Source organism: Stenotrophomonas sp. STM01 (assembly GCF_014852135.1).
GTDB lineage: Bacteria > Pseudomonadota > Gammaproteobacteria > Xanthomonadales > Xanthomonadaceae > Stenotrophomonas > Stenotrophomonas capsici.
The window spans coordinates 929,918-949,053 of record NZ_JACVBA010000001.1 but is presented as its reverse complement, the minus strand read 5'-3'; the positions used below and the strand labels follow the sequence as shown (position 1 = coordinate 949,053).

Sequence of the window (19,136 nt, the reverse complement as noted above, 5' to 3'; positions counted from 1 at the left end):
CAACCCGGAGCACTCCCATGCAAGCAGCACGAAAGTGGCAGTTGGCAGCGTTGGCTTTGAGTCTTTCGGCGGCGATGCCGGCCTTGGCGAAAATGCAGCAGCGCCCGGTCGAATGGCAGCACGGCGGCGCCACCTACAGCGGGGTGCTGGTCTATGACGACGAGGGGGATGCGCGCCGCCCGGGCGTGGTGATGGTGCCGAACTGGCGGGGCGTGAATGCCTCGGCCGTCGCCAAGGCCGAGCAGATCGCCGGCGACGACTACGTGGTGCTGGTCGCCGACGTCTACGGCAAGCAAGTGCGCCCGAAGGACAACGATGAAGCCGCCGCGGCCTCCAAGCCGCTGCGCGAGAACCGCGCCGAACTGCGTGCGCGTGCCCAGGCCGCGCTGGAGGCGCTGAAGGCACAGGCCGGCAAGGCACCGCTGGATGTCGCCCATATCGGTGCGGTGGGGTTCTGCTTCGGCGGTACCACGGTGCTGGAGATGGCGCGCGCGGGCATGCCGCTGGCCGGCGTGGTGAGCCTGCACGGCGGCCTGTCCACGCCGAGCCCGGCCGCTGCGGGCAGTGGCAAGGTGCCGATGCTGGTGCTCAATGGCGCGGCCGACCAGGGCGTCAGTGCCGGGGACATCGCTGCGTTCGGCACGGAAATGGACGGCGCCGGCGCGGACTGGCAGTTCGTCAATTTCAGCGGCGCGGTGCATTGCTTCGCCGAATCGGATGCCAACAGCCCGCCGGGCTGCCTGTATGACCCGCGCGCCGCCAAGCGTGCATGGAAGATGATGGACAACTTCCTGGAAGAGCGCCTGGAGCACTGAGCCGTCGGGCCGGGCCACGCTCGGCAGGGGGCTTCCGGCAAGGCTTCAGCGGGGCATGGCTCCGCTGAAGCGCGTGCGATCAGCGGGCCTGGCGGGCGGCGTCGATGGCGCCGCTGATCGCCGCGCGGGCCTGCGGACTGTTGCGCCAGCAGCTGCTGCCCAGCATGGCCGAGGCCTGGGTCACGATGTCCATCGTCTCGGCGTCGGCCAGCTGTGCCAGCGAGTGGAAGCCCAGCTGCTCCAGCCGTGCCACCACGGTGGCACCCACGCCCTTTACCGCCAGCAGCACGGTGCGCTCTTCGGCGCTGAAGCCTTCGGCCATGGCTTAGTGGCTGCGCTCGATGGCGTAGCGGGCCAGGCCGCGCAGGGCGGCGACGGCGTCGCTTTCCGGCAGGCCTTCCAGCGCCTGTTCGGCCGCGTCGGCATATTCCATCGCACGCTTGCGGCTGTAGTCCAGGCCGCCGGTGGCATGGATGGCGGCCAGCACTTCCGGCATGGCAGTGGCATCGCCGTTCTGCACGATCTCGCGCAGGCGCTGGCGGGTGGTTTCGTCCGAATGCGCCATGGCGTGGATCAGGGGCAACGTGGCCTTGCCCTCGGCCAGGTCGTCGCCCAGGTTCTTGCCCAGCTCGTCGGCGTTGGCCGAGTAGTCCAGCACGTCGTCGGCGATCTGGAACGCATAGCCCAGGTGCATGCCGTAGTCGAACAGCTTCCGCTGCACCGCCTCGTCGGCACCGGTGGCCAGCGCACCCAGGCGGGTACCGGCGGCGAACAGCACGGCGGTCTTGCGCTCGATCACGCGCAGGTAGGCCGCCTCGTCGGTGTCCGGGTTGTGCACGTGCAGCAGCTGCAGCACCTCGCCCTCGGCGATACGGTTGGTGGTGTCGGCCAGGATCTGCATCACCGGCATGCGGTCCAGTTCGACCATCAGCTGGAAGCTGCGCGAGTACAGGAAGTCACCGACCAGCACGCTCGGCGCGTTGCCCCACAGCGCGTTGGCGGTGCTGCGCCCCCGGCGCAGGTCCGATTCGTCGACCACGTCATCGTGCAGCAGGGTCGAGGTGTGGATGAACTCGATGATCGCCGCCAGCTGGTGGTGCTCCGGCCCGGCACCGCCGACCGCGTGGCCGGCCAGCATCACCAGCATCGGCCGCAGGCGCTTGCCGCCGGCGGAAATGATGTGGTCGGCGATCTGGTTGATCAGCACCACGTCCGAGGACAGGCGGCGGCGGATCAGCGCATCGACCGCGGCCATGTCCGGCGCGGCAAGGGTCTGGATGGCGGGCAGGCCCAGCGCGGGGCGGAGGTCTTCGGCGAGGCTCATACGGTTGCTTCTGGGGGTACCCGGCGATTATAGGCGGTGTGCGCCCCGGGGGGCCGGAAACGCTTCCGGCCCAGTGAATACGTATGCAAGCGACACCACCGGCAAAGTGGCGACGCTAAGCTGACCGGCATCTGTTTCCAGCCCCCAGCGGGGCTCCTGAAGCCCGGAGGGGGGCGCTCGATGTCGAAGACTCCATGGTGGCGCGGCGCCGTCATCTACCAGATCTATCCGCGCAGCTACCTGGATACCGATGGGGATGGCGTGGGCGACCTGCCGGGCATCATCGAGCGCCTGGACTACATCGCCTCGCTGGGCGTGGATGCGATCTGGGTCTCGCCGTTCTTCAAGTCGCCGATGGCCGATTTCGGCTACGACATCGCCGACCAGCGCGACGTCGACCCGTTGTTCGGCAACCTGGCCGACTTCGACCGCCTGCTGGCCAAGGCGCATGCGCTGGGCCTGAAGGTGATGATCGACCAGGTGTTCAGCCACACCTCGGTGGAGCACGCCTGGTTCAAGGAAAGCCGCGAGAGCCGCGACAACCCCAAGGCCGACTGGTACGTGTGGGCCGACGCACGCGAGGACGGCACGCCGCCGAACAACTGGCTGTCGATCTTCGGCGGCGTGGCCTGGCGCTGGGAACCGCGCCGCCGCCAGTACTACCTGCACAACTTCCTGTCCTCGCAGCCGGACCTGGATTTCCATAACCCGGCGGTGCAGCAGGCGACGCTGGACTACGTGAAGTTCTGGCTGGACCGGGGCGTGGATGGGTTCCGCCTGGACTCCATCAACTTCTGCTTCCACGACGCGCAGCTGCGCGACAACCCGCCCAAGCCGGAAGACCAGCGCGTGGGCCGCGGCTTCAGCCCGGACAACCCGTACGCCTTCCAGTACCACTACTACAACAACACCCGCCCGGAGAACATCGGCTTCCTGGAGCGCCTGCGCGCGTTGCTCGACCAGTACCCGGGCGCGGTGACGCTGGGCGAGATCTCCTCGGAGGATTCGCTGGCCACCACCGCCGAGTACACGGCGCCGGGCCGCCTGCACATGGGCTACAGCTTCGAGCTGCTGGTGGACGACTACAGCGTGGAGTACATCCGCAGCACCGTGGAAAAGCTGGAAGCGACCATGCGCGACGGCTGGCCGTGCTGGGCGGTGTCCAACCACGACGTGCAGCGCGCAGTGACGCGTTGGGGCGGCCACCCGGCCAATCCGCAGCTGGCCAGGATGCTGGTCGCGCTGGTGTGCTCGCTGCGTGGCTCGGTCTGCATCTACCAGGGCGAGGAGCTGGGGCTGGGCGAGGCGGACGTGCCGTTCGAGGCACTGCAGGACCCGTACGGCATCACCTTCTGGCCGAACTTCAAGGGCCGCGACGGCTGCCGCACGCCGATGCCGTGGACGGACCAGGCCCTGGCCGGTTTCACCCAGGGCAAGCCGTGGCTGCCGATTCCGGCCGAGCATCGCGCGCTGTCGGTGCAAACGCAGGAAGCGGACGGTGATTCGACACTGCATGCCTTCCGCAGCTTCCTGCGCTGGCGCAAGGCGCATCCGGCGTTGGTGGAGGGGACGATCCGCTTCCTGGACAGCACTGAGCCGGTGTTGTTGTTCGAACGTCAGGCGGGCGATGAGACCTTGCTGCTGGCGTTCAATCTGTCAGGGGATACGGTGCGGCATGCGCTGCCGGCCGGGGAGTGGCAGGCCTTGGCGCTGCCGGGTCCAGTGGCCGGTGCGCTGGAAGCTGGCGAACTGGTACTGGCTGGAAACGCGGTGTACTGCGCACGTCGCAGCTGAGTTCCCGTTTCTCTCTTTCATGCAGGCGGAGATGGCATCTCCGCCTTTTCTTTGGCTGTGGCTGTGGCTGTGGCTTTTGTTGTGGCTTAAGCCCCTCTCCCGTTCACGGGAGAGGGGTTGGGGTGAGGGTGCTCTTGGCTGCAATCCAAAGTTGAAGCCAAGCCAAAGCTCCCCCATCCGCCCTCCGGGCACCTTCCCCCGCAAGCGGGAGAAGGGAATGACAAAGGCCAATGCTGAATCGAAAGCCGAAGCCAAGGCCAGAGCAGAGCCAAAGCAAGAGCCAAAGCCAAAGCGCTTCCCACCTGTGGGGAGATCCGGACACAACTTCCCAGGCAGAGTTCGCCGCTGCTGTATCAGCACCAGCACCAGTGCAGTGCCAGCAGGTTGCTCCTGGACGGCACTCCCGCCGGGCTGAAAACACTTCCCCGGTACCCCATCACGGCATCCCGGTAACCCGCCACGACATCGTTGCCACCAACGCAGAAGGCCCGCTGCACACGCAGCGGGCCTTTACTGTGTCTCCGGCCAGAACGGCTTAGAACTTGTAGTTCACGCCAACCTGGTAGGTGCGGCCCCATTCCACGGTTTCCAGCGGACGGTCCTTGCTGCCGGCGTAGGTCTCGTACTTGGAGTTGGTCAGGTTGCTGGCCTGCAGGAACAGGCTCAGGCCCTTGAACATCGTGCCGTCGCCGAAGCTGTAGCCCACCTGCGCATCCAGCACGTCCTCGCCCTTGACGTAACGCAGGGTGCGGTTGCCGTTGAAGTTGCCGATCTCACCGATGAAGTCCGAGCGCTTGCGCTGGTTCAGGCGCACTTCGAAGCCACTGTTCTCGTAGTAGGCGGTGAAGTTGTACACGCGCTTGGACAGGCCCGGCAGCATGATCGGTTCGGAGCCGACGCTGGAGGTGGTGCCCGGGTCCGGCGGGATGGTGATGTTGCTGTCGTTGAAGCTGGCGCTGGCGACCACGCCGAAGCCGCGCAGGCCTTCGAAGAACAGGTCCAGCGGCAGCGAGGCGGTCAGCTCGGCGCCGCGCAGGCTGCCACCGTTGCCGTTGAACGGTGCGGTGTAGGTGCCGGTCTTGTCGACCACCACGCCCGGCGGCAGCGAAATGGCGTTGGCTTCCAGCCAGGCATCGACCTGCTGGGTGAAGTCATAGCCGTCGCGCTTCTCGGTGTAGATGTAGGTCTTCAGGTCCTTGTAGAACACCGCGGCAGCCACGTAGGCCTTGTTGCCGAAGTACTTCTCCCAGGACAGGTCGACCGCGTTGGCCACCCACGGGTCCAGGTTCGGGTTGCCGCCGCTGGCGCCGGGCTTGCCGTTGTTGGTATCCACGCCGAATTCCATCGACGCGCGCAGCTCATCCACGCGCGGGCGTGCGACCTGGCGGGCCAGGGCGAAGCGCACGGTGTTCTCGGCCGGCAGTTCGAAGGCCAGGTTCAGGCTCGGCAGGAAGTCGAGGTAGCTCTTGCCTTCGTTGATCGGGATGACCTGGCTGCCGACCGGCTGCCCGCCATCCCAGTAGTTCGAGCTGGAGGACTGGCGCACGTGCTGGGCCTGGATGCCGACGTTGCCGCGCACCGGGATCGAGCCGATCTGGGTGCTGATGTTGGCACGCAGGAAGGTGGTGGTGATCTCCTCGTCCACCGTCCACTGCTTCGGGATCAGGTAGCTCTCGGTGGTGGTCGGGTTGAATACCATGTAGCGGGCCACGGCGGCGGGCACGTTCCAGGCCGGGATGTAGCCGGCACCGGCAAAGCCCAGGTTGACAGGCTTGTACTGCAGGTCTCCGTCGATGCTGGTGATGCCCTGCGCGCCGAGGTTGATGTTGCCTTCGGCCTGGGTCTTGTTCTTGCTGCGGTCGGCGTAGTTCACGCCCACGTCGAAGTCGGAGAACCAGTTGAAGCCGTCCGGCACCGGGAAGGTCGCCATCAGCTTGACGCCCTTCAGCTCGTCGTCCACGTGCGGGGTCTTGCCGTAGCCAGAGCCATAGATGGTGTTGGTCAGGTACAGCTTGCTGTAGTCGGAGTAGTCCATGCCCGGGGTGAACTGCGGGAAGCTGCCGCCACCGAAGTTGAGCTTGACCGAATCCAGCTGCGGTGCCGGCAACAGCTGCAGGTTGTTCTCCAGGTTGATCTCGTCGCGCTCGGCCTTGGACCAGCTGACGTCGGCCACCACGCGCACGCGCTCGAAGTTGAACTCGTTGTTCCAGCCCAGTGCCTTGATGCTGTCTTCGCGGTGGTTGTACATGCCGCGCACCAGCGGGTAGACGTTGTGCGCGGTGCCGCTGACGAAGCTGCCGTTGTCGTTGACCACCACGTCGGTGACATCCAGCCGGCCGTAGCCGCCGTTGTAGTCGCCCAGGTGGATCTCCATCTGGTTGGCGGTGTCGTACTCCTTGGCCTTGGTGTAGAAGGCGTCCAGCGTGCTCGTCCAGGTGTTGTTGGGACGGAACTGCAGGGTGGCCATCACGCCGTCGCGCTTGGAGTGGCCGGTGCGGCGCAGTGCCTTGATGCCGTCGGAATAGTAGGTGCCGGCGGTGACGCCCGGGCGCCAGTCATCGCCCCCCAGGGCCTGCCACGGCTCGTACAGGCCGACCTGGTTCTCCTGCTTGGACATCTCCGAGTGGGAGTAACCGATCGCCAGGCCGATGGTGTCGTCGGCGAACTTGTCGACGAAGCTGGCATTGATGCGGTTGCCATACGGGTCTTCGCCGGCGGCTTCGCCCAGCGAGTTCTTCTGGTAGCGGCCGCTGATGGCGATCACGCGGTCACCGTAGCTGAGCGGGCGCACGGTCTGCATGTCCAGCGTGCCGGACAGGCCCTGGCCGACCAGGCCCGAGTCCGGGGTCTTGTAGACGGTGACACCGCTGATCAGTTCCGACGGGTACTGGTCGAACTCGACGCTGCGGTTGTCGCCGGTGCTGACCATCTCGCGCCCGTTGAGCAGCGTGGTGGCGAAGTCGGGCGACAGACCACGCACGCTGATGACCTGGGCGCGGCCGGCGACGCGCTGGGCGGCCAGGCCGGGCAGGCGGGCGATCGACTCGGCGATGCTCACGTCCGGCAGCTTGCCGATGTCCTCGGCCGAGATGGCTTCCACGATCGAGGTGGAATCACGCTTGACCGAGATGGCGCTCTCGATGCCGCGGCGGATGCCGGTGACGGTGACCGTGTCCAGGTCGGTGGCGTCGGCCTTCTTGGCGGTTTCGTCGGCGGTTTGCGCCTGGACGCCGGTGGCGGTCAGTGCGATGGCGGACGCGAGCGCCGCGCTCAACAGGTTGCGCTTGGTGTTCAACATTCTCCCCTCCCAGGTAATGTCGTCGGATTGTTTTTTCTGCATGCCGGAGTGGTCTCCGTGCACGTGTCGGCGGTGCGATGGGGCTGCCTGCGACATGTCTCGCATGGTAATCAGCGGGCAACGTCGCGGAATCGCCCTGCATACGTATTCAATGGGTTTTGCGGTGGTGGAATGGCGGTGAAAACGCTTCCGGCAGGCGAGCGATGCCCGCAGCCGCGGCCCCGGCCGCGAAGCCATTGCCAACGCGGCCACCGGGCATCTGAAGTTGTGCTCCGTCCTTGCAGATCGGTCTGGCCAGCCACGCGGCCGGGGGCGTTCCTGCAGGGCGCGCGGGTCAGTCCAGCGGCACCAGCCGCACCGCCGCGCCACCGCCGGCACCCAGCGGCAGGGCCAGGCTGTCACTGCTGCGCACTTCGCGGGTCTCGCGGACGAAGGCAAATGGCCGGGTCTCCCAGTTGGCACCGTCGCCGTCGCGGTAGATCTCGGCGCGGTAGCGGCGCTTGGGGTCCAGGAACGACAGCGAGGCCTGCAGGGAACGCGGCTGCTCGTCACCGACGCTGCCGATGAACCACTCCTCCGAGCCGCGTGCCTTGCGCGCCAGCGTCACGTACTGGCCCACCTCGCCGTTGAGCACATGGCTCTGTTCCCAGTCGACCGCCACGTCCTTGATGAACTGGAAGGCGTCCGGGTGTTGGGCGTAATGCTCGGGCAGGTCGGCCACCATCTGGATCGGGCTGTACAGCACCACGTACAGCGCCAGCTGCTTGGCCAGGGTGCTGCGCAGCGGCAGGCCGTTGCGGCCCTTCAGGCTGACGATGCCGGGGGTGTAGTCCATCGGCCCGCCGAGCATGCGGGTGAACACCAGCGTGGCCTCGTGGCCGGGCGGGTTCGGCGGGTTGCCCCAGGCATTGAATTCCATGCCGCGCGCGCCCTCGCGCGAGACCCAGTTGGGCCAGGTACGGCGCAGGCCGGTGTCCTTGATCGGCTCGTGCGAGTTGATCGCGATGTGCCTGTCGGCGGCCTGCTTGAGCACGCGCAGGTTGTGGTTGCTCATCCACTGGCCTTCGTGCCACTCGCGCACCACCGGGCCACCGGCCGTGTCCTGGCGCTGGATGTCGCCGGCGTCGCAGACGTAACCGGTCTTGACCACGTCCACGCCATTGCGCGCATACAGGTCCAGCGCGGCCGGCAGTTGGCGCTCGTAGTGGCTGACCGCGCAGGCGGTTTCGTGGTGGCCGATCAGGTGCACGCCCTTGTCCGCGCCGTAGCGCGCCAGGCCCGGCAGGTCGAAGTCGGCGGTGGGGCGGGTGAAGTCGAAGCCCCAACCGTTGGCGAACCAGTCCCCGTCCCAGCCCGGGTTCCAGCCTTCGACCAGCACGCCACGGAAGCCATTGGCGGCGGCGAAATCGATGTAACGACGGGTGTTGGCGGTGGTGGCGCCGTGCTTCGGGCCGGTCGCCCAGGTTTCGGTTTCCAGGTGCAGCGACCACCAGACACCGACGTACTTGGCCGGCGTGAACCAGCTCACGTCGCCGATGGCATTGGGTTCGTTGAGGTTGAGGATCAGGCTGGATTCGACCAGGTCACCAGCCTTCTCGCCGACCTGGAGCGTGCGCCACGGGGTGTTGAACGGCAGTGCGCGGACCACCGGCGCGCCGTTGCTGGACGGGGTCAGCGCAGCGCGCAGCACGTCGCCATCGCCACGGGCCAGGTTCATGCCGGCGTAGTCGACCAGCGCCGCTTCGTGGATGGACAGGTGCAGGCCGTTGTCGCTGCGCAGGGTGAGCGGGGTCTGCGCGGTACCGATCTGGTTGAGCGGGGTGCGGTGGTACAGGTACTCCTCGCGGTTCCACTCGAAGGCGGGGATCCACCAGGCCGTGGCCGGTCGCGCCGGGGCGAATTCGGTCAGCTCGGCGTTGATCCGTGCCTGCTGCATCGCCGGTTGCTGCGGGAACTCGTAGCGGAAGCCCACACCATCGTCGTAGACGCGGAACACCACGTCGAAGCGGCGCCCGTGCGCGACGCCCGAGGGGGCCTTCTCGGTGAAGCTGGCGCGCAGTTCGTTGTAGTGGTTGCGGGTGAGGCGGCGTTCGCCCCAGGGTTGCTCCCAGGTTTCGTCGACGCTGCGGCGCGCTTGCCCGGTCAGTGCCAGGTTGCGCTCCAGCCGGCCGCTGTCGAGCAGGAAGCCCAGCCGCGAGGACGCGATCACCGCCTCGCCGTTGCGCTCCACCCGGTAGGCCAGGCGCCCTTCATGCTGCGATTCGAGGGTGACGGTCAGTACGTCGCCGGGCGAGCTGACGCGGGCCAGTTCGGCCGCGTGTGCGGCGGGCAGGCCGGCCAGCAGCAGGGTGAAGGCGAGTTTCAGGCGGAACAGGCGGGAGGACGGGCGTGGCGGTGCCATGTCGGGTATCAACTCCGGGGTGCAGGAACGGGAAGCAGGTGCCACCACTATTCCAGTTGGTGCAGGGCGTCATGGCCGGCAGGGGCACTGAATACGTATGCACCGGCGGTGCGCATCCGCCACCACGCCTCTACCATGGCCCGGCGCAACGGCGCCCGTACATCGCATCCGTGATTCCCGGAGGGGGGAACCGCTTGATGAAAAGCAAACCGCAATTGTCGTTCTGGCAGATCTGGAACATGTGCTTCGGCTTCCTGGGCATCCAGTTCGGCTTTGCACTGCAGAACGCCAATGCCAGCCGCATCTTCGAGACCCTGGGGGCCTCGATGGAGGCAGTGCCGGGGCTCTGGATCGCCGCGCCGCTGACCGGCTTGCTGGTACAGCCGGTGATCGGCTACCTGTCTGACCGCACCTGGACGCGCTGGGGACGCCGCCGCCCGTTCTTCATGATCGGCGCGGTGCTGACCACGCTGGCCCTGCTGGTGATGCCCAATTCACCGACGCTGTGGATCGCGGCCGGCACGCTGTGGGTGCTGGATGCCTCGATCAACGTGTCGATGGAACCGTTCCGCGCCTTCGTCGGTGACCAGCTTTCGCCGCGGCAGCGTCCCAGCGGCTACGCGATGCAGAGTTTCTTCATCGGCGTGGGTGCCATCGTCGCCAGCTTCCTGCCGTACCTGCTGGCCCACTTCGGCGTGGCCAACACCGCCGCGCCGGGGCAGGTGCCGGACACCGTGCGCTATGCGTTCTACTTCGGTGCCGCCGTGCTGCTGGCCGCGATCATCTGGACGGTGGTCAGCACCCGTGAGTACTCGCCGGCCGAACTGGCCGGTTTCGACGATGCCGAACCCTCGCCGCTGCATGCGGCCGCGCCGGTGATCGGCCCGCCACGCGCGAGCCACATCCTCGGCTGGCTGGGGCTGGGCGTGTTGCTGGCGGCATTGATCGCCTGGCGGCAGGGCGACCGCATGTTGTACGTGCTGGCCGGTCTGTGCGCGGCCTACGGCCTGCTGCTGGGCGTGGCCCGGATGCTGCCGGGCACGCACATGCTGGCGACCATCGTCGGCGACCTGCGCACCATGCCCACCACCATGCGTCGGCTGGCATGGGTGCAGTTCTTCTCGTGGTTCGCCCTGTTCGCGATGTGGATCTACACCACCGCCGCGGTCGCCGGTACCCATTTCGGCTCCACCGACCCGCAATCGGCGGCCTACAACGAAGGGGCCAACTGGGTGGGCGTGCTGTTCGGTGCCTACAACGGCTTCGCCGCGCTGGCCGCGCTGGTGATCCCGCTGATGGTGCGGGTGATGGGCCTGCGCTGGAGCCACCTGGTCAACCTGTGGCTGGGAGGGCTGGGCCTGGTCTCGCTGATGTTCATCAGCGACCCGGCGTGGCTGCTGCTGTCGATGGTCGGCGTCGGCTTTGCATGGGCCTCGATCCTGTCGCTGCCGTACGCCCTGCTGTCCGACAGCGTGCCGTCCACCAAGATGGGCGTGTACATGGGCATCTTCAATTTCTTCATCGTGATCCCGCAGCTGGTCGCGGCCAGTGCGCTGGGCTTTGCCCTGCGCAGCTGGCTGGGCGGCGTGCCGATGCATGTGCTGGTGCTGGGCGGCTGCAGCCTGTTCGTCGCCGGCCTGTGCGTGCTGCGGGTTCCGTCGCAACCGGAGGTGGTGTGATGCGCATGCGTTTGTCGGTGGCAGTCTCGTTGGCGCTGGCCGCCGCTCCCGTCCTGGCCGCGCGGCCGGACTACGTGGGTACGTCCGAGCCGTTCGCCAGCGATGCGGTGTACTTCGTGGTCACCGACCGCTTCGTCAACGGCGACACCGCCAACGACCACCGTGACCAGGGCGGCGCACACCGCACCTTCGACATCCCGGTGCCGTGCCCGGACAAGATCGACGGCAACATCGGCTACCTCGGTGGTGACTTCAAGGGCCTGCTCGACAATGCCGACTACATCCGCGGGCTCGGCTTCGGTGCGGTGTGGATCACCCCGATCGTCGACAACCCGGACCAGGCCTTCACCGGCAGCAAGCCGATCAGCTGCACCAGCACGCTGACCGACCGGGGCAAGACCGGTTACCACGGCTACTGGGGCGTGAATTTCTACAAGCTGGACGAGCACCTGCCCAGCGCCGGCCTGGACTTCGCCGGCCTGACCCAGGGCCTGCACGGTGCCGGGCTGAAGGTGGTGCTGGACATCGTCGGCAACCATGGCTCGCCGGCCTGGACCATGCCGACCGCCCAGCCGCAGTTCGGCCAGATCTTCGACAAGGATGGCCGGTTGATCGCCGACCACCAGAACCTGCCGCCGGACAAGCTCGACCCTACGCACAACCGGCTGCATGCGTTCTACAACAACATCGGCCCGGTCGATGGCAGCAAGGGCTCGATCTTCGATGGCAACCTGGCCGAGCTGTCCGACTTCAACGAGCACAACCCGGCGGTGATGGACTACCTGGTCGGCGCCTACCTGCAATGGACGGGGCAGGGCGTGGACGCGCTGCGCATCGACACCATCGGCTGGCTGCCGCACCCGTGGTGGCATGCGTTCGTGCAGCGCATCCGCGCGCAACACCCGGGCATGTTCATGTTCGGCGAAGCCTTCGACTACGACGCCAGCAAGATCGCCGAGCACACCTGGCCAGGCAACGCCAATGTCAGCGTGCTGGATTTCCCGCTACGCGGCGCGATGTCGGCGGTATTCGGCAAGGAGCAGAAGGGCTTCGAGGCCCTGTCCGAACCGTTGCACCTGACCGGTGGGCCGTACGCCAATCCGTACGAGCTGATGAGCTTCTACGACAACCACGACATGGCGCGCCTGGACGCGACCGATGCCGGGTTCATCGACGCGCACAACTGGCTGTTCACCGCACGCGGCATCCCGGTGCTGTACTACGGCTCGGAGACCGGCTTCATGCGTGGCCGCGCCGAGCACGCCGGCAACCGCGCCTACTTCGGCCAGGAGCGCATTGCCCATGCGCCGCAGAGCCCGATCTTCGGCCCCCTGCAGCGCATCGCGCGGCTGCGCCAGGCCACCCCAGCGCTGCAGCGCGGCCTGCAGGTCAACGAGCGCCTGCAGGGTGACCAGGCGGTGTTCTTCCGCGTGCTGCAACAGGGCGACACCGCGCAGACCGCGCTGGTGCTGCTCAACAAGGGGAACACGGCGCAGGCGTTCGAGGTGAGCCGCTACCTGCAGGCCGGACAATGGCGCGACGCGTTGGACGGCGGCACGTTGGCCGTGCGGCGCACCTTGAAGACCGACGTGCCGGCCCATGGCATCAAGGTGTTCGTGCTGGAGGGCGAGGTAGAGCAGGCCGAGTTGAAAGCACAGCTGGATGCCGCAATGGCCGACCAGCAGGCCCGCAACCAACACCTGAAGCGCTGACCAACCAAAGCCCCTCTCCCGCAAGCGGGAGATGGGGGGAGGGCGTCATTCAGCGATTCGGCAAACAGCCAACCCCTCCCCAGCCGACGAAAAGGGCGGGGGCAAAAGCGGGCGCTCGCAGCCCCCAAGCCCCCGGATAACCGAAGCCCCTCTCCCGCAAGCGGGAGAGGGGTTGGGGAGAGGGCCGCTGCAAACAGCCACCCGCTACAATCCACATCCCCGCATCCCCACGCAGTACCCATGAACGAGCTTTCCCCGCAGACCCCCATCGAAACGCTGCTGCAGACCGCGATGGACGGCAAGCTGCCGATCAAGGCCTTCATGCAGGCGTTTATCGCCTCGGAGGTAGTGCTGCTCACCGGCAGCCTGGTCACGCCGGACGGCAGTGGCTTCGACCCGTTGCTGTTCGACAAGCAGGGCGTCCTGCATGTGGCGGTATTCACCGACATGTCGCGCGTCGGTTTCCACACCCAGCAGGCGCCGCACAACATCCGCATGTTGATGTTCGAAGTACTGCGCCGCGTACCGGGCGGTTATGGCGTGGTGGTCAATCCGGGTACTTCGCTGGGTTTCGAGATCTCGCCGGCGGGCCTGCAGGAGATCCTCAAGGACTTCAGTTGACCAACGTGCCTGGGTAGGCGCGGCTTCGGCCGCGAAGCCGACCACGTCGTCAGCCCCAAGGGAAAACTGCAACTACAGCCAGCGTACTGGCTTCTTCGCTCTCGGCATCGCCACTGAAGCCGCTGCTACAAGGCTTGTCGGCGCGACGATTCCCGCACCACCAGCTTCACCGGGATGTTGATGCCCTCCACCGGCTCGCGCGCGATCAGCCCCAGCAGTTTTTCCACCAGCAACTGGCCGGCCTGCTTGGTGTCCTGTTGCACCGTGGTCAACGCCGGCGATACCGAACCGGCCAGCGGAATATCGTCGAACCCGGTCACCGCCACGTCGTCCGGCACGCGCAGGCCGCGCTCGCGCAGCGCACGCAGCGCGCCGATGGCGATCAGGTCGCTGGCGGCGCAGACCGCGTCGAAACGCTCGCCGCGGTCCAGCAGGGCCAGGCAGGCGTTATGGCCGGAATCCTCGGTGGTGATGGCATCGTGCTGCAGCGCGGCCTCCGGCGTCAGCCCGCGCGCGCGCAGGGCTTCGGCATGGCCGCGGTAACGCTCGGCGAACTCCGGGTAATGGCTGTCGGCATGGCCCAAGAAGGCAATGCGCCGGCAGCCCTGGTCGAGCAGGTGGGCGGTGATGTCGAACCCGCCCTGGAAGTTGTCGCTGCCCACCGATACCCCGGGCTGGCCCGGCAGCGCCGCGCCCCAGCGGACGAAGTGCGTGCCCTGTTCGACCAGCCGCTCCAGCCGTTCCACCGACTCGTGGTAATCACCGTAGCCGAGCAGGATGATGCCGTCGGCCTTGTTGCTGTCCTCGAAGTCGGCATGCCAGTCGCTGGACAGCTGCTGGAAGGACACCAGCAGGTCATGCCCATGCAGCGCGCAGGCACGGGTGATCGAACCCAGCATCGAGTGGAAGAACGGGTTGATCAGCGAATCGTCCGGGGTGGGGTCCTCGAAGAACAGCAGCGCCAGGGTGCCGGATTGCTGGCAGCGCAGGCTGGAAGCGTTCTTGTCGACCTTGTAGTTCAGCTGGCGCGCGATCTCCAGGATGCGCTTGCGCGTCTCGGCGTTCACCATCGGGCTGCCACGCAGGGCACGCGACACGGTCGGCTGCGAGACGCCGGCCATGTGTGCGATATCCAGGGAGGTGGCTTTGCCTTTGATGGTCATCGTGCGCCGAGGGGAGGTGCCGCCGGGCATCATGCCATGCAAATGCGTTGCCGCCACCGGCCATGCGGGCGCTTAACGCAATGGCGTTGCGCCGCTCTGCAGGCAGTGCTGTTCGAGCGCATCGCGCAGCAATCGGTCGCGCTCGAAATCCGGCCGCTCCGGGTCTTCTTCCAACGCAAGGATCGGCTCCCACTGGAATGCGTCGGCACCGTGCGCTGCCCAGGCCTGCTGCAGTTGCCGGTGCGGATGGCTGCCCTGGCGTAGGCCGAACCACAGCCGGTTGCGGATCGCGGACAGGTTCAGGGCGATGCCTGCCCAGCGCGCATCGGTGGCGGTGCAGTGGATCTGGTAGATGCCGCTTTGTACTTCCTGCCACTTGTAGTCGGCGCTTTGCTGACGGCGGGTTTGTTTGTCCATGAGGGATTCTCGAAGATGTGGCAATATTGCCCGGGTGTAATTCAGTCACAGATATTACCCGGATTAAAATAGAGGTGCTATGAACGATCCGCTGAACGCGCCGCACGCCTTGTTCGAGGGGCACCAGCTGCTGGCCAGGGGGCCGCTGCAGCAGGTGGTGGCCGAGGCCGTGGCGCGCGGTGGCGTGGGGGCCGATGGTCGGCCGCTGCTGCTGCTCAACGATGGCTCCGGGGAAACAGTTGACCTGGGCCTGCGTGGCGGGTTGGCACGGGTGCTGGAGCGCCTGCAGGCCCGCTTGGCACCTGCGCCGGCCGCGCCGCAGGAGGCTGCCGCTCCACGTGAACGCGGTCGTCCCCGGCTGGGCGTGGTGGCCCGCGAGGTGACCCTGCTGCCGCGGCATTGGGAATGGCTGGCCAGCCAACGCGGCGGGGCCTCGCAGGCGTTGCGCCGGCTGGTGGATGAAGCCCGCCGGCGCGAGCAGGAGCAGGGTCTCCTGGCCTCATCGGAGGCCCGTTACAAGGCCATGTCCACCCTGGCCGGTGACCTGCCGGGCTTCGAGGAGGCCAGCCGCCTGCTGTTCGCCGGCGACGAGGCAGGTTTTGCCCGCTCCATCGCTCCATGGCCGCAGGACCTGCGCGATTACCTCGGCAGCATGTCGGCCGAGGCCGAGGATTGATCGCGAGCGCGGGTGAACGCGGGCCGCGGTGTTAACATCCCGCGTTACGCATCCCCCAGTCCCCTTGTCAGGACCCCTTTGCGCCGGCCGCAACACCGTCGGCGCGGATCCTGGCTCCCAACGGAAGAAACAATCCTATGGCCCGCGGCATCAATAAAGTCATCCTGGTCGGCAACCTCGGCAACGACCCGGACACCAAGTACACCCAGGCCGGCATGGCCATCACCCGCGTGAGCCTTGCCACCACCAGCGTCCGCAAGGACCGCGATGGCAACAACCAGGAGCGCACCGAATGGCACCGCGTGGTGTTCTTCGGCAAGCTCGGCGAGATCGCCGGTGAATACCTGCGCAAGGGTTCGCAGGTCTATGTCGAAGGCGAGCTGCGCTACGACAAGTACACCGGCCAGGATGGCGTGGAGAAGTACTCCACCGACATCGTCGCCAACGAGATGCAGATGCTCGGCGGCCGTGGTGAAGGCGGCGGCGGTGGCGGTGGCAACTTCGGTGGCGATCGCCCGCAGCGCCAGTCGGCCCCGCGCCAGCAGCAGGGCGGTGGCGGCTACGGCAACCAGGACCAGGGTGGCGGCGGTTACGGCGGCGGCCAGCGCCAGCAGCAGCGCCCGGCACCGGCCCAGCAGTCGGCGCCGCCGATGGACGATTTTGCCGACGACGATATTCCGTTCTAATTTTTAGCGGTAACTCGCAAGCATGATTCCATCAAGGCCCGCATCCGCAACGATGCGGGCCTTGATGCTTTCGGACTTCGTTCTTGTCGCAATGCATTGCGATGTGTTCACTGACGCCGCTGTGCAATGGATGCCTGAAAAGCACATCGTTTGATCACTCTCGCTGATCAGTTGCCATGCTGTTGCCATTGCAGGCAGTCGTTCTGGTCCTCCCGGTAGTAACGGCGGGATTGACGGGCATCAAGTGCAATCGATCGTCACGTGTTCAAACGCCGCTTGCTGATGTTCTCTCCATGCTCGGTTTGAAGGGTGCTCGTCCGCTTGCCTGAAGCGGCATAGGTAGGCGCAGATCGATTGACGGAATGATGCAGTGTCGATCGCCGCCTGCGGCTCCAACATCTGTCATCGCTCACTGTCCGTAGCTTCTGGGGCACAAGGCGAGTCGAGGGTCGGGCAGGTGATCGCTGCCATCCAAGCGGTGGTAGGTCGGTGTTCCCGGATTCCATGCGCGTTGCATCGTTCTTCCTGCCCTCCCGCCTTGTAGGTCGTGGGTGGTGCGTGCTGTGTGCCGCGGATATGTCAGCGCAATGAACAGGGTGAAACGCTGCATGTCCTAAACAGGGCGCGGTGATCATTTCCACTGTCCGGCAGACACTGAATGTCCGCATCTGGTTTCGCATGCCATTGATTCAACGAGGCTTGGCGACGGTGTTTCTGCAGGAAAGTGAGGCGCATGCGCGTGTGTGCCGCATGTCGCGAGTGGTGGATTGGCCAGCGTAACGATGCGTCCTGGAAGGGCGCGCGTGTGCGCGATGGGCACGAACCTAACATCGCTGCGCGGCCAACCCGTGCCGCCGGGACGGAAGGGTTCCTGGTGCGCGGGTTTCGCGGATTCGCCCCCGGGCGTAACGCCGCGGCCGGTACGGCGCGGGTCGCTGCCTTGCCGTATTTCACAGAGCAATGCATGTCTCCATGCATCCTTATGCCCGTAGGGCGGGGCTTGGAGAGGGCCGCGCCATGCGCGGAGGCAAGAACCACCCGAGGAGGTCGCCACGTGATCAAAGTCCCCACTCTCCGTTCGCCAACGCTTGCAGCGGGCTGCGCGTTTTTGTTGTGTTCGATGGCCTTGTGCGGCTCGGCGCATGCGGCCGATGCCTTCGCGTCTGATTCGAAGTGGATGCTGGGTGATTGGGGCGGCAAGCGCACGGGGCTCCAGGCGCGCGGCATCGACTTCAACCTCGACTATGTCGGCGAGGTGGCGACCAACCTTGACGGTGGCTACAACGACGACCAGGTGGGGCGCTACAGCGACCAGTTCGCGCTGGGCATGCACCTGGATCTGGAAAAGGTATTCGGCTGGAAGGCGGCGCAGTTGCAGGTGACCGTCACCGAGCGGAGCGGCAAGAATCTGTCCAGTACGCGCATCGCCGACCCGCGTGCCGGACAGCTCAGTTCGGTGCAGGAGATCTGGGGGCGAGGGCAGACCTGGCGGCTTACCCAGCTCTGGTACCAGCAGGCCTACGTTGATGGTGCCCTGGATGTGAAGCTCGGGCGCTTTGGCCCGGGCGAGGACTTCAACAGCTTTCCCTGCGACTTCCAGAACCTGGCCTTCTGCGGCTCGCAGGTCGGCAACTGGGCGGGGAGCATCTGGTACAACTGGCCGGTCAGCCAATGGGCGGCACGCGTCCGTTTCAGCTTCGCGCCGGATTGGCTCGTGCAGGTGGGCGCCTATGAACAGAATCCCTCGGTCCTCGACCGCCGACGCGGTTTCACCTTCAGCACGGAGGGGCGCGCCGGAACGCTGGTCCCCATCGAGCTGGTCTGGCACCCCCGGCTGGGGACCGCAGCGCTGCCGGGCGAGTACCGGCTGGGCTACTACTACAGCACCGCGCGGGCCGAAGACGTCTTCAAGGACGTGGACGGGTTGCCCCAGGCGGTGACGGGAAATCCGTTCCAGTCGCATGGCCGCAAGCACGGCGCGTGGGTGGAGGTGCAGCAGCAGCTCACGGCCCGAGGCGGCGATGCCACGCGTGGGCTGAAGGTGTTCGCCACCTACACCGCGCATGACAAGGCGACCAATGTGGTGGACAACTACCAGCAGGTCGGCCTGGTCTATGCCGGCCCCTTCGACGCCCGTCCGCAGGATGACCTGGGCATCGGCGTGGCACGGATCCATGTCAATGCAGAGGTGCGTCGCCGGCAGATGTTGTTGAACGCAGTGAACGGTGCCGAGGATTACCTGGATCCGCTGTATCAGCCGCTGCAGGACACCGAATACAACGCCGAGGTGTATTACGGCGTGCATGTCGCGCCGTGGCTGACGATTCGCCCGAACCTGCAGTACGTGCGCCACCCCGGTGGTGTGACGGAAGTGGACGGCGCGTTCGTGGCGGGCATCAAGGTGCAGACGTCGTTCTGATGACGGTTGCAGGCGCCATGTGCTTCCTTCGCAGGCAGGTGGCTTTACCCGAAGCGGTATCGGCTTTGCGGCCGAGGCCACGCCTGCCGTGTCAGGTGCCACGGACCGCTCCCTCCCTTTGCCGTAGGCAA

General features: G+C 66.5%; 14 protein-coding genes. 8 read left to right on the top strand and 6 right to left on the bottom strand.

What is annotated here, in order from left to right:
* The first annotated feature begins 17 nt into the window (after positions 1-17).
* The gene (locus IB227_RS04315) at positions 18-815 is read left to right on the top strand and encodes a dienelactone hydrolase family protein (protein ID WP_192286440.1); all 798 of its coding nucleotides are present in this window, start codon (positions 18-20) and stop codon (positions 813-815) included.
* Between the two features lie 79 nt (positions 816-894).
* Here the strand turns inward: IB227_RS04315 and IB227_RS04310 are convergent, their stop codons facing one another.
* Together IB227_RS04310 and IB227_RS04305 are read right to left on the bottom strand one after the other, a co-directional pair.
* A complete protein-coding gene (locus tag IB227_RS04310; RefSeq protein ID WP_192286439.1) occupies positions 895-1,137 on the bottom strand; it encodes a helix-hairpin-helix domain-containing protein in 243 nt (80 codons plus the stop codon).
* Between the two features lie 3 nt (positions 1,138-1,140).
* Positions 1,141-2,139 (bottom strand): polyprenyl synthetase family protein, encoded by a 999-nt coding sequence (locus IB227_RS04305; protein ID WP_192286438.1) that lies wholly within the window; start codon positions 2,137-2,139, stop codon positions 1,141-1,143.
* Between the two features lie 180 nt (positions 2,140-2,319).
* Here IB227_RS04305 and IB227_RS04300 point away from each other — a divergent pair, with 180 nt between their 5' ends.
* Positions 2,320-3,933 carry an alpha-glucosidase gene (locus IB227_RS04300; protein ID WP_192286437.1) on the top strand — a complete coding sequence of 538 codons (1,614 nt, stop codon included), beginning with the start codon at positions 2,320-2,322 and terminating at the stop codon, positions 3,931-3,933.
* A gap of 535 nt (positions 3,934-4,468) precedes the next feature.
* Here IB227_RS04300 and IB227_RS04295 read toward each other — a convergent pair.
* Both IB227_RS04295 and IB227_RS04290 read right to left on the bottom strand, forming a co-directional pair.
* Positions 4,469-7,231, bottom strand: a complete 2,763-nt coding sequence (locus IB227_RS04295; protein ID WP_192286436.1) for a TonB-dependent receptor — start codon at positions 7,229-7,231, stop codon at positions 4,469-4,471.
* 334 nt (positions 7,232-7,565) lie between these two features.
* The gene (locus tag IB227_RS04290) at positions 7,566-9,632 is read right to left on the bottom strand and encodes a glycoside hydrolase family 97 protein (RefSeq protein WP_192286435.1); all 2,067 of its coding nucleotides are present in this window, start codon (positions 9,630-9,632) and stop codon (positions 7,566-7,568) included.
* Between the two features lie 197 nt (positions 9,633-9,829).
* Here IB227_RS04290 and IB227_RS04285 point away from each other — a divergent pair, with 197 nt between their 5' ends.
* From IB227_RS04285 to IB227_RS04275, 3 genes are all read left to right on the top strand, one after another.
* Positions 9,830-11,311: an MFS transporter gene (locus tag IB227_RS04285; RefSeq protein ID WP_192286434.1), complete on the top strand. Its 1,482-nt coding sequence runs from the start codon at positions 9,830-9,832 to the stop codon at positions 11,309-11,311.
* Entirely contained in the window at positions 11,311-13,023 is a 1,713-nt protein-coding gene (locus tag IB227_RS04280) for an alpha-amylase family glycosyl hydrolase (RefSeq protein ID WP_192286433.1), read from the top strand. Before IB227_RS04285 ends, IB227_RS04280 begins: the two co-directional genes overlap by 1 nt.
* Before the next feature lie 240 nt (positions 13,024-13,263).
* Positions 13,264-13,644 (top strand): SseB family protein, encoded by a 381-nt coding sequence (locus IB227_RS04275; RefSeq protein WP_192286432.1) that lies wholly within the window; start codon positions 13,264-13,266, stop codon positions 13,642-13,644.
* Positions 13,645-13,769: 125 nt separating this feature from the next.
* Here the strand turns inward: IB227_RS04275 and IB227_RS04270 are convergent, their stop codons facing one another.
* Both IB227_RS04270 and IB227_RS04265 read right to left on the bottom strand, forming a co-directional pair.
* Positions 13,770-14,807, bottom strand: a complete 1,038-nt coding sequence (locus tag IB227_RS04270) for a LacI family DNA-binding transcriptional regulator (RefSeq protein ID WP_192286431.1) — start codon at positions 14,805-14,807, stop codon at positions 13,770-13,772.
* A 72-nt stretch (positions 14,808-14,879) separates the two neighbouring features.
* Complete coding sequence (locus IB227_RS04265; protein ID WP_192286430.1) at positions 14,880-15,224, bottom strand: GIY-YIG nuclease family protein; 345 nt, start codon at positions 15,222-15,224, stop codon at positions 14,880-14,882.
* A gap of 79 nt (positions 15,225-15,303) precedes the next feature.
* On the opposite strand from IB227_RS04265, the gene IB227_RS04260 reads away from it, so the two are divergent.
* The 3 genes from IB227_RS04260 (at position 15,304) to IB227_RS04250 (ending at position 19,005) form a co-directional block, all read left to right on the top strand.
* Positions 15,304-15,900 carry a DUF2239 family protein gene (locus IB227_RS04260; protein WP_192286429.1) on the top strand — a complete coding sequence of 199 codons (597 nt, stop codon included), beginning with the start codon at positions 15,304-15,306 and terminating at the stop codon, positions 15,898-15,900.
* Between the two features lie 137 nt (positions 15,901-16,037).
* Positions 16,038-16,586, top strand: a complete 549-nt coding sequence (locus tag IB227_RS04255) for a single-stranded DNA-binding protein (protein WP_192286428.1) — start codon at positions 16,038-16,040, stop codon at positions 16,584-16,586.
* A gap of 1,120 nt (positions 16,587-17,706) precedes the next feature.
* Positions 17,707-19,005: a carbohydrate porin gene (locus IB227_RS04250; protein ID WP_225591584.1), complete on the top strand. Its 1,299-nt coding sequence runs from the start codon at positions 17,707-17,709 to the stop codon at positions 19,003-19,005.
* The last annotated feature ends 131 nt before the right edge of the window (positions 19,006-19,136 follow it).